10 protein-coding genes and 1 pseudogene are annotated in these 13467 nt (G+C 45.8%); 4 read left to right on the top strand and 7 right to left on the bottom strand.

From position 1 onward, the window contains the following. Window positions 1-9: 9 nt before the first annotated feature. Complete coding sequence (locus R7P36_RS06045; RefSeq protein WP_033907250.1) at window positions 10-861, bottom strand: MurR/RpiR family transcriptional regulator; 852 nt, start codon at window positions 859-861, stop codon at window positions 10-12. A 242-nt stretch (window positions 862-1103) separates the two neighbouring features. On the opposite strand from R7P36_RS06045, the gene murQ reads away from it, so the two are divergent. The 3 genes from murQ (at window position 1104) to R7P36_RS06030 (ending at window position 4693) form a co-directional block, all read left to right on the top strand. After that, window positions 1104-2006: an N-acetylmuramic acid 6-phosphate etherase gene (gene murQ, locus R7P36_RS06040; protein ID WP_017635657.1), complete on the top strand. Its 903-nt coding sequence runs from the start codon at window positions 1104-1106 to the stop codon at window positions 2004-2006. A gap of 28 nt (window positions 2007-2034) precedes the next feature. Then, on the top strand, window positions 2035-3489 hold the full coding sequence (gene murP / locus R7P36_RS06035) for a PTS N-acetylmuramic acid transporter subunit IIBC (RefSeq protein ID WP_149191676.1): 1455 nt from the start codon (window positions 2035-2037) through the stop codon (window positions 3487-3489). 148 nt (window positions 3490-3637) lie between these two features. Then, the gene (locus tag R7P36_RS06030; RefSeq protein ID WP_213899044.1) at window positions 3638-4693 is read left to right on the top strand and encodes a porin; all 1056 of its coding nucleotides are present in this window, start codon (window positions 3638-3640) and stop codon (window positions 4691-4693) included. 89 nt (window positions 4694-4782) lie between these two features. On the opposite strand, the gene R7P36_RS06025 is transcribed toward R7P36_RS06030, so the two are convergent. Further along, on the bottom strand, window positions 4783-5448 hold the full coding sequence (locus R7P36_RS06025) for a peptidase E (protein ID WP_021484205.1): 666 nt from the start codon (window positions 5446-5448) through the stop codon (window positions 4783-4785). 37 nt (window positions 5449-5485) lie between these two features. Beyond that, a pseudogene (locus tag R7P36_RS06020) lies at window positions 5486-6397 on the bottom strand (LysR substrate-binding domain-containing protein). Between the two features lie 88 nt (window positions 6398-6485). Between R7P36_RS06020 and catC the strand changes: the two are divergent. Beyond that, complete coding sequence (gene catC, locus R7P36_RS06015; protein WP_017821876.1) at window positions 6486-7145, top strand: type C chloramphenicol O-acetyltransferase; 660 nt, start codon at window positions 6486-6488, stop codon at window positions 7143-7145. 55 nt (window positions 7146-7200) lie between these two features. On the opposite strand, the gene R7P36_RS06010 is transcribed toward catC, so the two are convergent. From R7P36_RS06010 to R7P36_RS05995, 4 genes are all read right to left on the bottom strand, one after another. After that, window positions 7201-8880, bottom strand: coding sequence for a DUF342 domain-containing protein (locus tag R7P36_RS06010; protein WP_033907245.1), 1680 nt, complete (start codon window positions 8878-8880; stop codon window positions 7201-7203). Window positions 8881-9131: 251 nt separating this feature from the next. Next, window positions 9132-11159, bottom strand: a complete 2028-nt coding sequence (locus R7P36_RS06005; RefSeq protein WP_213899043.1) for a tRNA(Met) cytidine acetyltransferase TmcA — start codon at window positions 11157-11159, stop codon at window positions 9132-9134. Window positions 11160-11264: 105 nt separating this feature from the next. Beyond that, on the bottom strand, window positions 11265-12239 hold the full coding sequence (locus R7P36_RS06000; protein ID WP_005374504.1) for a ParB/RepB/Spo0J family partition protein: 975 nt from the start codon (window positions 12237-12239) through the stop codon (window positions 11265-11267). A 7-nt stretch (window positions 12240-12246) separates the two neighbouring features. Beyond that, window positions 12247-13464, bottom strand: coding sequence for an AAA family ATPase (locus R7P36_RS05995; protein WP_005374503.1), 1218 nt, complete (start codon window positions 13462-13464; stop codon window positions 12247-12249). Between the last annotated feature and the right edge of the window lie 3 nt (window positions 13465-13467).

The raw sequence follows: 13467 nt of genomic DNA, 5'->3' as shown, positions 1-13467 counted from the left end.
AACAAGCGATCATGTGAGGATCTGTTTGATGTCGGTACTAATATCGCTGATCAACTGACGGGCACTGTCGTCTCTTTGCTGAACCAAGATGATAAACAGCAAATCGGTGATCACGTTTTGCGCGGTACGCGAAGCAATGGATGAGCTGCGATGTTCCGTTTCATTGGCAATCGTATCAAACGTAATATCGGCAATACCGCGCAAGCGACTTCTTCCAGGCGCAGATAACGCAATCACCTTCGCGCCCTGCTCTTTTGCCGCTTCTGCCGCGACGAGAATTTCTTTGCGCTCACCCGAAAACGAGATTGCGATCTGAACATCTTCTGGAGAGAGCGTGCGGGCAACAGCAATCTGCACGTGGCTGTCTTGTTCAGAAAGCGCCGTAATACCAAGTTTAAGCAGTTTAAAGCTTAAATCCTTGGCGGTCAGTGCAGAGCCCCCAATCCCGACCACTTGCACTCGACGCGCTTCACTCAACCATTTCACCGCTTGGTGACACGCTTCGTAAGACAGCGTATTGGTGGTTTGAAACATAGCGTCGGTTTTCGCTTTCACCAGTTTCTGTGAAATAACCGCAATGGGGTCGTCAGCCAAAATATCACTGTGCAGCGGTGTCGACTGCATCGCATGCTTACGGCCAATCTCTTCATTCAGAGCTAACTTAAACTCGCTGTAACCTTTAAAGCCGATACGCTGAGTAAATTTCACAATGCTCGATTGACTCACTTTTACTTGCGCCGCAAGTTCTTGGCTGGTGAGCAGCGCCGCCTTTTCTGCGTTTTCAACAATCCAATCGCCAACCAAACGACCACTTTGCGAAAGCTGAGTACGCCTCGCGACTATCTTATTGATAACTGACACAACAAAAACCTCAAAAATTTTAAATAAATTATTCCAAATCAGAAATAATAGGCGTTTGATTTAACCCCCTGATTACTCTAACCAAGACAGTTAATCCCGGACGTAATAGACGTATATTTTCTCTCATTATTCCAAATCTCTCCTGCATAAAGAATAACCTCAAGTGTGATTTTTATCACCAAACCTGAATATTTTATTCCATAAAATCGCCCTCAGATTGAACATTACGAAGAGTGCAAAACATGAAAATTGATTTAAGCAGATTGGTGACAGAAAGCCGTAACCCAGCCAGTGCCGAGATCGATACGCTTTCGACCATCGAGATGCTGCAAGTCATTAATGAAGAGGATCAAAAAGTCCCGCTCGCGGTAAAAGCGGTGCTACCACAAATTGCAGAGACAGTTGACGCAATTACCCAAGCTTTTGCAAATGGTGGCCGTTTAATTTACATGGGAGCTGGTACGTCAGGTCGCTTAGGCATTCTTGATGCAAGCGAGTGTCCTCCTACCTACGGCACGCATCCAGATATGGTGATTGGCTTAATTGCTGGTGGACATCAAGCGATTTTAAAAGCGGTAGAAAACGCAGAAGACAACGCGAAAATGGGTCAAGACGACTTAAAAGCACTTCACCTCACCAAGCATGACGTGGTTGTAGGCATTGCAGCGAGTGGCCGTACACCTTATGTACTAGGTGGTTTGGACTACGCTAAATCCATCGGAGCCACGACCGCATCTATCGCCTGTAATCCAGAATGTGCCATGGCAGAAGCGGCCGACATCGCGATTCTGCCGATAGTTGGCGCAGAGGTTGTCACTGGATCTTCTCGCATGAAAGCTGGCACCGCACAAAAACTGGTGCTAAACATGCTCACGACAGGCGCAATGATTCGTAGCGGTAAGGTATTTGGCAACTTAATGGTGGATGTAGAAGCCACTAACGCCAAGCTCATACAACGCCAAACCAACATTGTTGTGGAAGCAACCGACGCATCAAAAGAAGAAGCAGAGCGAGCATTAAATGCCTGCGGTCGCCACTGCAAAACCGCCATCTTAATGATTTTGGCCGATTTGGATGCCGAACAAGCCAAATCACGCCTCGCCGCGCACAACGGCTTTATTCGCGCAGCACTAAATAATAACTAAATAATCCGAGTTCTGAAGGATAGACCCTATGGCAAAAATAACTTCAAACACAGTATCGCAGTTGCTGTCCGCAGTGGGTGGCAGTAGCAACGTAAGCAAATGTGGTAACTGTATGACGCGTTTGCGTTTATCGCTCGCCAACAATGGCTTGGCTGATCAATCAGTTATCAAGCAAATTCCCGGCGTAATGGGTGTGGTGGAAAGCGATGAGCAGTTTCAGATCATTCTCGGTCCCGGAAAAGCTCAACAAGCGGCTGAGATGATGAATCAATTGATCGACAGCTTAACCTCTGGTGACAGTGAAGAAGCAGATATGCCGCAACAAGATCTTTCTGCCGTCGCAGCCGAGCAGAAAAAACAGATGAAGAGTAAGCAAACCAGTGCGGTTCAGCGTTTTTTAAGCAAGTTTGCCACTATCTTTACGCCGTTGATCCCAGGCTTTATTGCCGCTGGTTTGTTGCTAGGTTTTGCGACGTTATTGGAACAGATGTTTGTTCTCGACCAGACACCAAGCCAGTTTATGTTGGATTTGATCGCCTACATGAAAGTCTTTGGTAAGGGTCTGTTTGCTTTCCTAAGTATTCTGATTGGTTACAACGCGCAGCAAGCATTTGGCGGCTCTGGTGTTAATGGTGCCATTCTCGCCTCTTTGTTTGTGCTGGGTTACAACCCAGAGGCGACATCCGGCATTTACTCTGGCATGAACGAGTTTTTCGGCTTTGCGATTGATCCGCGCGGCAACATTATCGGCGTACTTTTGGCGGCGATCATCGGTGCGCAAGTCGAGCGTAAGGTTCGTCAACACATGCCAGATGATCTGGACATGATCTTAACGTCCGTTATCACTCTGTTGATCATGGGTGCGGTAACCTTCTTGATCATCATGCCAATCGGCGGCGAGCTGTTTAAAGGGATGTCTTGGTTGTTCCTCAACTTGAACGATAACCCATTAGGCGCTGCAATCTTGGCAGGTTTGTTCTTAATTTCTGTGGTATTTGGCATCCACCAGGGTTTTGTTCCAGTGTACTTTGCATTGATGGAAGCACAGGGCTTTAACTCGCTATTCCCTATCCTGGCGATGGCTGGTGGCGGTCAGGTTGGCGCGTCAATGGCGCTGTATTTCAAAGCCAAAAAAGACGCTCTACTGCGCACTCAAGTTAAAGGCGCTATTATTCCTGGCCTTCTAGGCATTGGCGAACCATTGATTTACGGCGTGACATTACCACGCGTAAAACCATTCGTTACCGCTTGTATTGGCGGCGCTGCGGGCGGCTTCTTTATCGGTTTAGTTTCTTACCTTGGCTTACCAGTTGGTCTTAATACGGTGTTTGGCCCATCCGGTATCGTGGCGATTCCTCTCATGACATCTGAAAATGGCATCTTCCCGGGCATGATGGTGTTTGTTGCTGGCCTGCTTATCTCTTACATCGTCGGCTTCCTCGCGACTTACTTCTTTGGCTGCAAAGACGTCGATTTAAGCTAAATCATTCTTCCCCTATAGGAATGGACTAGCTCGCGCCCTTGGCAAACAAGGGCGCACCCTCTCTCTACTTCACGACAATTTTTCTTATTCCGTTACTCGGAAGGGGCTTTGTCGTACCTAAAACAATAGAAATGAAAGGTCGTTAATCATGAAAAAGCACATTTTGACTCTACTTCTCCCAACATTGATGGTATCAAACGCAATGGCAGCGCAGCTGTATCAAGCGGAAGATGGGTCAGTTTTAAATATTTACTCTCGTCTTGGTTTCAATGTCACCAGTAAAAATGATGAGCACGGCGATGCAAATGGCGAGTTTGATGGCCGTATTGGTTTAAACGGTTCACAAACCATCAACGAGTACGCGTCGATCATCGGCCAAGCGCAATACCAAGTGGGTGCCGCTGAATACGCAAACCAAGTAAACGACAAACCGTCTCTGACCGCACGTTATGTATGGGCGGGTATTGATGCGAAAGATTATGGTCGCATTACTGGTGGTCGCGTGGCATCTGGGTTGATTATGTTTACCGACATTGGTGATGTGTTCGCCTCTTCCGATGTTTCTATGGCGCGCCAAGCGAATAAAGTCGACAAAACCGCAACGCAAGTTTTCCGTCAAGATGGCACGCTGCAATACCAAAACAGCCTAGGTAATGTCGATTTTTCTGTCGCGTACATTTTAGGAAACAACACTTCTGAGCTCGACTACGGTTACAACGCTGCACTGCGTTATACGCTAGACATGGGGAATTTGGGTACCTTGGCACCAGTGGTAGCGATGCAGAAAAATAAAGGTGATGCACGTGAAAGCAACGACACCGATTACACATTCTGGGGCGCAGGTACGCGTTACTACTTAGGTGATTTGATGTTGGGTGCGTTGTATTCGGAAGATGAACTTGAGGGCTATTACTCACAAACTAGTACCGACAAAGTGATGGAACTGACGGCGGTTTACAGTGTAAATGACAAATGGGCACTGCGTGCTGGTTATCGTTCTTTAGAAAACAGTGAGGGTGACGAGCTAGAGCTGAAAGATACAACGCTAGAAGTGCAATACAAACTGACGCCTCGTTCTTCTATCTACACAAACTACGTTGATCGTAACGGTTCGCGTGGCTACAGCAATGGACAAGAAGTCTCGTTTGGCGGTGCGCACGCAGACGAAAGCTACTACCACTTAGGTCTGCGTTACGAGCTATAAGCACGATACTTAATGTAAGTTAGCTGAATCCATGAGCTTCTTCTGTGTCCGGTCAGTAGTTATTGCCTTTAATGCTGATTTGAAGAAGCTCACCCTCGTAATATGTTTTCTTCGTTACCTGTTTTGACCAACACGCCTGCATCAGGAAAACTGGTGACAGTAGCTAACAATTTTCCATCGACAAAGTGCAATGCCGCATAATCGTGAATGCCATAACAAGTGATGCTCGGTTGAGAACGAGCAAAGGCTTGGAAAACCTCGAACTTCTCACCTACATGAGAAAAATGCGCCGCAGCCAAACCGTCAATTAATCCAAGACAACGCATAACTTGGTATGCTTCGGGATCACTGTCTGTCACCGCAAACTCAAACCAACAAATTGCACCAGCGCTCATGCCACAAATGATGATGCCTTGTTCATAACACTGCTTGAGTATTCTATCGATTCCCCATTCGCGCCAAATGGCCAACATCGAACGCGTATTACCGCCACCGACGTAAATGATGTCTTGTTCAAATAGCGTTTCTTTCCAACCAGCATCAAACTTAAACAGCGGAAAATGGGTTACGTTTTCACTAAGCTTCGCATTGTAAAAACGTTCAATAACTTCATCGGCGTCTCCCGTGGCTGTCGGTAGAAAACAAATGTTTGGATTCTCCTTACCAGACAAAGACAAAATGTATTGATCGAGCGGGCTCGGATTCTCTCCCATCATCCAGCCACCACCACCAATCGCAATACAGTGTTTTCGCATTCCTTTGCTTCCTCAATTGTTGCTAAGTTTGTTGTCGCTATTCGCCGACAGAATATATTTTCCTAAAGTGATCAATGAACGCTCGCGTTCTTCTTGGTAAGTGCTCACGTTTTGGGTAAAGCAGATAAAGCGGCAAAATCGCATCCGTTTGCCATTCTGGCAGCAAACTCACGAGTTGTTCTTTTTGTACAGGGTCGAGTTTAGCCAGTGCAAATTAATCTAACATGGCTACACCACAGCCAGCCAAAGTAGCATCCAACATGGACTGGACAAGATTAAAACTCAGCGTACTTTCTAACTCAATGCAGCACTGCTGTTGAGTTTGCTTATGCGTAAACGTCCACTTGTCTAACACCAAGTCGCGACTTTTATAAAGGATGTGCTTTAAGTCACCAAGATCCTCTGGCGTACTTACATTTGGTTTATCAGCTAAATACGAGCGATGAGCGATCGGTTTACAGTGTAAAGTGCGTAGCTGATGGCCGACGTATCCCTCTGGAGGAGTATCGGTAAAGTAGAATGCGATATCAAACCCAGCCTCAATCAAGTCGAGAGGCGTCTCTGTGAAGATCACTTCGACGCTCACTTGTGGATGTTGCAATCGAAACTCGATCAATGTTTGGCTGAGTAACGCAGCTCCGAAAGAAGCGGACGCCGCTATTCTCAATTTTCCCGATACGATCTCGTTTGCCATGACTTGCTCATTGATCTGCTCAGCGCCTTCGAGCAGTTGCTTTACCTGCTGATAAAACCGCAAACCATCGTAGGTCAAATTAAACTGGCGCGTAGTTCGCTGAATAAGCTGCACCGACAATATGTCTTCAAGCTGTTTAAGTTGCCGACTTACATGCGCATTCGAACAATTCAGTCGCTTTGCTGCACCAGCAATACTCCGTTCCTCACACAAAGCGACGTAAAGTGGTACGTAGCTGAGCCATTTTATTTCCATACAGTAATTCTGAATCTCTAAAATCAAACTACTGGAAATAATAGAAAGCCTCTAAACTCTGTACAACCTAAATTTGAAAGGATGAGTTATGAGTGTTTTCGACACGTGGTTAAAAGGTCAAGTCATTAAAGATCACATCACTAATCCCAATATCATCGTTGGCGATTACAGCTATTACTCGGGCTTCTATCATCAAAAAAGCTTCGAAGAGCAAGCGGTACGCTACTTGTTGGGTGACCCCGTCACACTTCAAGAATGGCAAAGTAGAGAACCCGATAGCATCGACAAATTAATCGTTGGCAAGTTTTGTTCCATCGCTTCTGGAGCCACCTTCATGATGGCAGGAAACCAAGGTCATCGCATTGACTGGATTTCGACCTTCCCCTTCTCTCCTGAAGAATTTGGAGAAGGCGTACAAGACGGTTTCGAGCGTGCCGGAGACACAGTGGTGGGAAATGATGTTTGGATTGGCGGTGAGGCGATGATCATGCCCGGAGTAAACATCGGCGATGGAGCCGTCATCGGAGCACGCGCCGTAGTGACGAAAGACGTGCAACCTTATTCTGTGGTGGTTGGAAACAACCAAGTCGTACGTCAACGATTCAGCGATAAAGAGATTGAAACTCTACTCAATATCCAATGGTGGAACTGGCCAATAGAACACATTAAACAAGCAATGAAAGTAATGTGTAGCAGCCAAGTGGGTGCGCTTGCGGACTACTATCAAGAGCACATTGTCGATTTGTAGATAAAAAAAGCCCACACATATTGTTGCGACGTGTGGGCTCAGTGAGTAAGAAAGCTTAAACCGCAGCGACGTCCTCTTCTTCCAAGTTCGCCGAGACTTTAATTTCGTATTGATTGAAACGGAACGAACAACCGCCATGAGTGCGCTTTGTCGTTACTTGTTCGTCGCCAAACTGCACCGTCACGCGAGTGAAGACACGCTCTTTGGCTTCGACAATATTTTCTTCTAACGCGACTTCAAAGTCGTGTTCCGTTTGTTCTAGCTTTTGCTTTATCGCTTCAAGCTGCTCGTTGTTTTGTGTTTTCATCACGTCAATCTGAGCTTGTTCTTCGTCGGTACGTTCGGCTTTAGCACGTTTCTTAAATTCGAGCTCTTTACGAATCACATCCATCGTGCCTTCTTGAGCGCGTTTGTATTGTTCTTTAAGCTCTGCTAATCGTTCCTTAAATGCAGAATAGCGTGCGAACGCTTCTACCTTAGTGGCGGTGTCGCCTTCTACGCCCAATTGTAAGCACACCACTTTGCCACCGACTTTTGCATCTCCGCCGCTGAGCGTGCCGTTCCTACCGTTCGCGTCTAGCACCGTCAGATTGCGCCCACAAACAATATCGTTATTCATGCTGTGCACCGCCAACTCAATATCTTCGCCGGCTTGCAAATCACAATATTGGGCGTAGCTGGCACGAATCGAACCTTTGGCTTTGACGTGACAACTCTTTGGCTGGCCATCACTCACGGTGTGGCCAATGATCCCTTTACCAACTTGAATGTCGTCTTGCGCTTGTACTTCAGCCGATTCAATGAAGCCGCCTACAGTAATAGAGCCCGTCGCTTTAACAATCATTCCGGATTCGATGTTGCCACCGATAATCACATTCCCTTTGAATTTCACGTGGCCTGTATTCACGCCAACGCTATTGAGGCAGAGTGCGTTATCAACTTCGATGGTTTTGTCTTTAATCAGAGGCGTACCGGATACCGATGCAATCAATAGGTTTGGGTCTTGCTTGCTTATCTCAGTGCCTTTGCCCGGCTTCATTGGGCTGTCTTTTCCGGCTTGCGGAGGAATCACTCGCCCTTGAACAGTAAAGCCAGGCGTGCCTTTGGTCGCAGGCGTGCGGCGCATCACCTCATCGCCTACGTCAACCGCGATAGTTTCACCGAGGTTACGTAAATCAATTTTGTCGCTAGCAGATTGGCCGTCTTTGGGTTTGAGGATGCGTTTGGTGATGTCTTTAACAAGAGGAGTAAAAAGAGCGTCTTTGCCTTTGATAGGTTGCTTACCAACCGCTACAGGTTGAGAAAAAGTTTCGCCGGGTTTGAGCTGAGTGCTGACAACCAACACTTTCTTCAAAGCCAGTTTGTTGATGCCTTTCGAAACTCGCGCTTGAGCAAGGGCTTGAACAATCTCGGGGCCACGTAAACCTCGGCCTCCGTACGCGCCGACAACGTTCATGCTGGCGAGCATGTCATTATTCGACAATTCGACCTCAACTTGTGCGTTGCGTTTTTCTGCAATGACGATGCCTTCGTAAGCTTCAGCTTTACGTTCTTTGGCGCAGTTAATGAACCTAACGACTTCCCCCTCTACAACAAACATCTTTTCGGCGTTCATTACGACGAGCTGCTCGTTTAATTCATTTTGATTTAGCTCACCACCGAGATCCACTTCACCCGGAAGACGGGCTATCACCTTGGTCTTATCTTCAGATAACTCAAGACACAGCTTCCACATACCCTTACCACTTTGCTTCCCATCAACACTCTCAGTCTAACCAAATCCGTTTTCTGAACAAACCTCGCATTTCTTATTATAGGGCTCACGTCACTAAAGAAAGTAATCCATCAATAACGGTTAAACAGGATATTAAGAGAAAACTCGATTTAGCCTAAAGCTCAATCAAAATACACGCTGAAACAAAAAGGAGCTGGATTTACAGTGTAAAATCAGCTCCCAATAATTTCATTTACAGTGTAAATTTCCCTTTATTGTTTACAGTGTAAATCGCTCCAAATGTGTCTTACTTCGTCCCTTAACTGCTGCTCAACTTGCCTTCTTCCAGGTAAACCAAATTGCTGAGCACATTCAGTCCAACTACGGTTAAGAAAAAGCTTACTGATCATCAAGTCGGAAGCGGAGTTCAAACCTAAGTTAAGTAACCACTGCTGAAGCCACACAGACACAGACTCATAACTGTTACCACCATCAGCATAACATTCAATTAGTAATAACTTAGCGGGATGAAGTGGACTCATTCCCAAAGGTTGCGGCAATAGAGCTCGAAAAATAGGGGCTTCTAATTTTGGATAGACGTCAGCCACATTGTTAGACAACATTTCTTCAAATAGCGCCTGAGATTGGTCGACCCAAGCCGTCTGTTGGGAATCACAAGGTTTGACCATCAAGACTGAATAACAACCGCTAGCAGCATCGCGCATTGACCCTAAGCGAATTGTACGGAAGTTCGATTGTCGCCAGAAATAGAGCAACTCTTCCGTCGCACCAAAACTCGTGGATAAGTAGGCAATGTGTTTAGCAGCCATTTGCTCAAGTTGCTGCAGAATTTTTTGACCAATGCCTTTGCCTTGCAATGCTGGATGAACCGCAATTCTCATGACTCGCAGCGTCGATAGATTCGCGACATTCGGGAATCCTAGGTGGTTTGCAATCGTAATTGGGGCTAAGTGTCCTTTAGGACGACGCTTACCAAGCTGGATTTCTTCAATCAATTCATCGTCAAGGCCCCCCTCTTCGACCGCTAATATCACCCCCACAACCGCATTATCTTGCTTAGCAAAATAGAGCTGACTGTTGTCGTCTTGCAAAAGGTGAATCAAATCATTCGGCGAGGTTTGATAATGAGCATTCACCAAAAGAGCGAAGCACTCACGCAGCAAACTAGGCTGCGATATCAAATTGTTCTTATCGGCTTTAGAAAGGGAAATTGAGTCGACCTGTTTAAGTTGATGGTGCGTTAACTCCGCATCCAACAAAAACGCGTCATAGAGCCATGATTCAAGCGCATCATTCATGCTCCAGCGGATGGGCTGTGTCATGTGCCATGTTTTCATTCCCGAACGCTGTTTCTGAAGCCAATCAACAAATTTAATCGTAAAGCCCCGGCCACAACCTTCATAACCATGAACAGTCGTAGAAAAAACGAGTCGATGATAATGTTCGGTAATGCTTTTGAGCATAGGAACTGGAATTGCAGCCGCTTCATCGACAAGTAACAAATCACATTCAGGTCTGCTCGATAGAAGTTCGTCAGGAGCAATGAATTGAATGGCTCCCTGCCCTGATTCTAATCTGTCCTTCCTAATACGCTGCGCATTAGGAAGTAGCCGCAAAGCATGTTGGTAAACAGGCTCAACGGCTTTTATAGATGGTGCCGTAATTAAGATTCTAAGTGGCTTCTGCTGTAATAAGCTCGCACACGCAATGCCGAGGGCACTTGTTTTTCCGCGCCCACGATCAGCGGTCAAAACTAACGGTCGCTTTCGATGTCCAGTTACCACCTTTTCAATTAGAGAAATGGCATGTTCTTGTTCCGTGTAGTGGCTTTCTTTTTCTGCCTGCTTGATGTCTGGAGCCGTTGGCAATGGTTTGTCTTGCTCAATAACAACGAGCTTCTCCCATTGTTTATGCATCCATTGCTGAGCAAAATTCGCATTTTGTCGCAGCTCAGTAATGACAACAAGAAAACCGCCGCCAACCAATGAGCCAAGCGTGGCGGTAAAACTATTTGCGTCAAAGCCATTTCGAGCATCAAACAATAGAACGTCACACTCTCTGCCTAGCAACATGTGCCCTTGTTTAGACGAAACGCTGGATACGTTTTTCAAACCAAAATCACCAACAGAAAACCAACGTTGATGGCGCTGCGTTTTATGGAACTCTGACATCAACGCATTTTGCCAAGAAGCCTCGCCTTGAATGACAACACCAATCCTTTGGAAAGATTGGTGAGCTTGATGTTGAAGTGATGAAAGGAAATCAGATTGTGTCTGCATTTTGTCTATCCAACGTTGAACTGACGTAATGGTATCACATCTTTAATTTGACGCTTCTCAGATATAAAAAAACCGCCCGGAGGCGGTTGATTCAATCATCATTTGTTATTGCAGTTTGGTTTGTACAAACGCAAGAATCTCTTCCATTAAGCTATCGTCAACTTTCTTCAAGTTCAACGCCAGGCTGCTACCTTTTCGGCTATAGCTTGCTCGACCTTTTACTAAGTCGACTTTTTCCGTCTTCTTGCCAGGTTTTGCTGGTGCAAGTTCAGTAATCCAATTTTCGATGCTTTCCGTGACTTCTTTTGTCAGACGAGCAACGCCTTGAGCTGTGCTTCGCTGCCATAAAAACCCTTCGCTAGAGCGACATTTATCTAACAGCTCTTGCTGCTGCTCTGGCGTCAGCGTTGAAAACTGTTTGTGCAGTTTCACGATAGTTGGACGACCGAGATCGCCAACATTCGGATACGCTTGAAGCAGTTCTAACGGTAATGCTGCGGCTTTTAAAGCGCCACTTACCAACGCTTCACTGCACTGGAACATTTTTGCCAATGCTTTCTGATCCTCAGCTTCACCACTATCAAGCTTAGCCTGCATCTCTTTCCCTTTTTCATATAAAGAGAGCGGCTTGTGAGCATTTGCCACATCAGACAAAAACTTAGCATGGTCAGTATTGATGTTGTCAGCAACATAAACCAAAAAGTCTTGTTCGGCGAGGATACAAGACATGCGACGACGGCTACCATCTAAAACTTCAATCTTGCCATCTTCAGTTCTACGACCCACTGCTGGATATTGTTGGCCACGCTCTTTGAGTGTGACTAAAACATCAGATAAAGCATGTTCGTTTAAGAACGATTGCTCACGAGCGTTATCAACAAATACTGTTGTTTCTGTCGCAACTTTATTTGCAGGAATACGCACAAGTTCAAACTGAACAATATTTTCACCTGCAACTGCTAGTTCAATCGTTTGAGCTTTCTCTTTTGCCGCAGTTTGCGCCTCTTGCGGAGTCACAACACGACGCTTATTCGTTTTGCCAAATAATTTCGCGTTTAATTCAGACGTTTTCAAAGCCATTTACTTATTACCCCTGATTCAATGACGGCCAATTAGAGTGCAGCACACGCTCTAATTCCAGTGCGCTTTTATGAACAGCGTCTTGCGCGGTGGCTAGTGTCTTCTTACCGCCTTCAAAATCGCTTACTGTCAGATCAAATACTGTGCTGTAGGTATCGGCACAGGTTTCAAACGCACGGCTACGAGGAATAGTAGCCATCATAACTTGGTCACCTAGAAGATAGTTCATTTCAGTTAAAACAGAAACTTGCTTCTTATTGTCGTCCTCAAACATGGTTGGCATCAAGCGAACAAACTCAAGACCATTCCAGTCCTCCGGGAACATTTCATATACCGTAGGCAAATGCTGGAAGAAGTTTACTGTTGAAGCCCAGTCCAGACGCTTAGCCGCACAAGGAATTAGCAAGGCATTTGATGCATACATCGCATTCCATACTAATGGGTCAACGTGTGGACCGGTATCAATCATAATGATATCGAAGTCATCAGCAATTTTATCAATCAGTTGCTCTTTCAGCAGACGGACGATATCGAGTGATGGGTCTTCAGATAGCGTTTGCCATGCTTCCGCATTAAACATCGCGTCTTCTGGAAACGCTGAAATCGACTTTAAGTTCGGATATTGCGTTGGCAGCAATACGTTTTTACGTAAAAATTCACTGTCAATTTCCACACCATCAGGCACGTTACCCAACATAATGTCTACCGCAGAATAGATATTATCATGCTCTGCCATGCTGATTTGCGGGTTGAGGAATAAACGTAGCGAGCCTTGTGGGTCTAAGTCGATTAAACAAATACGGTATCGTTTATCCAAATTTAGCGCTAAACATGCTGCTAAATGAACCGCGGTCATTGATTTACCTGTACCGCCCTTTTGGTTCTGCACATTAATAATCCAAGGTTTGTTACCTGAATTCTTTTTACGCTCATGAAATTTAGGCACTTCAGCCGCATCCATGAGCATGTGTGCTTCTTCTAACGTAATTGAATAATGATTCGCGTTGTTTTTGGTAAATTGATGCCCAGCGGCTTCCATTTTACCAATCGCGTCGTCGAGCTTACGGCGAGTTAGACCAGAACGGGTTTCCATCATCGCTTTCGACATTGGTGGGAAGTAGTTATCGCTTCGCTCTTCTAAAACAATTTCAATACGGTCAGCTTGAACCTGCTGAGTCAGCTCCGCTAACTCAAGAAGGTTTTCAATCGTTTTTTCTCTTTTCATGCC

Source organism: Vibrio sp. 397 (assembly GCF_033339395.1).
Lineage (GTDB): Bacteria > Pseudomonadota > Gammaproteobacteria > Enterobacterales > Vibrionaceae > Vibrio > Vibrio alginolyticus.
This window is presented reverse-complemented; position numbering and strand designations above follow the sequence as displayed.

Bases quoted from the DNA above. Each gene is read 5' to 3' on its own strand.
- murQ (WP_017635657.1), top strand. From the start codon at position 1,104: ATGAAAATTGATTTAAGCAGATTGGTGACAGAAAGCCGTAACCCAGCC.
- murP (WP_149191676.1), top strand. From the start codon at position 2,035: ATGGCAAAAATAACTTCAAACACAGTATCGCAGTTGCTGTCCGCAGTG.
- R7P36_RS06030 (WP_213899044.1), top strand. From the start codon at position 3,638: ATGAAAAAGCACATTTTGACTCTACTTCTCCCAACATTGATGGTATCA.
- R7P36_RS06025 (WP_021484205.1), bottom strand. From the start codon at position 5,448: ATGCGAAAACACTGTATTGCGATTGGTGGTGGTGGCTGGATGATGGGA.
- catC (WP_017821876.1), top strand. From the start codon at position 6,486: ATGAGTGTTTTCGACACGTGGTTAAAAGGTCAAGTCATTAAAGATCAC.
- R7P36_RS06010 (WP_033907245.1), bottom strand. From the start codon at position 8,880: ATGTGGAAGCTGTGTCTTGAGTTATCTGAAGATAAGACCAAGGTGATA.
- R7P36_RS06005 (WP_213899043.1), bottom strand. From the start codon at position 11,159: ATGCAGACACAATCTGATTTCCTTTCATCACTTCAACATCAAGCTCAC.
- R7P36_RS06000 (WP_005374504.1), bottom strand. From the start codon at position 12,239: ATGGCTTTGAAAACGTCTGAATTAAACGCGAAATTATTTGGCAAAACG.
- R7P36_RS05995 (WP_005374503.1), bottom strand. From the start codon at position 13,464: ATGAAAAGAGAAAAAACGATTGAAAACCTTCTTGAGTTAGCGGAGCTG.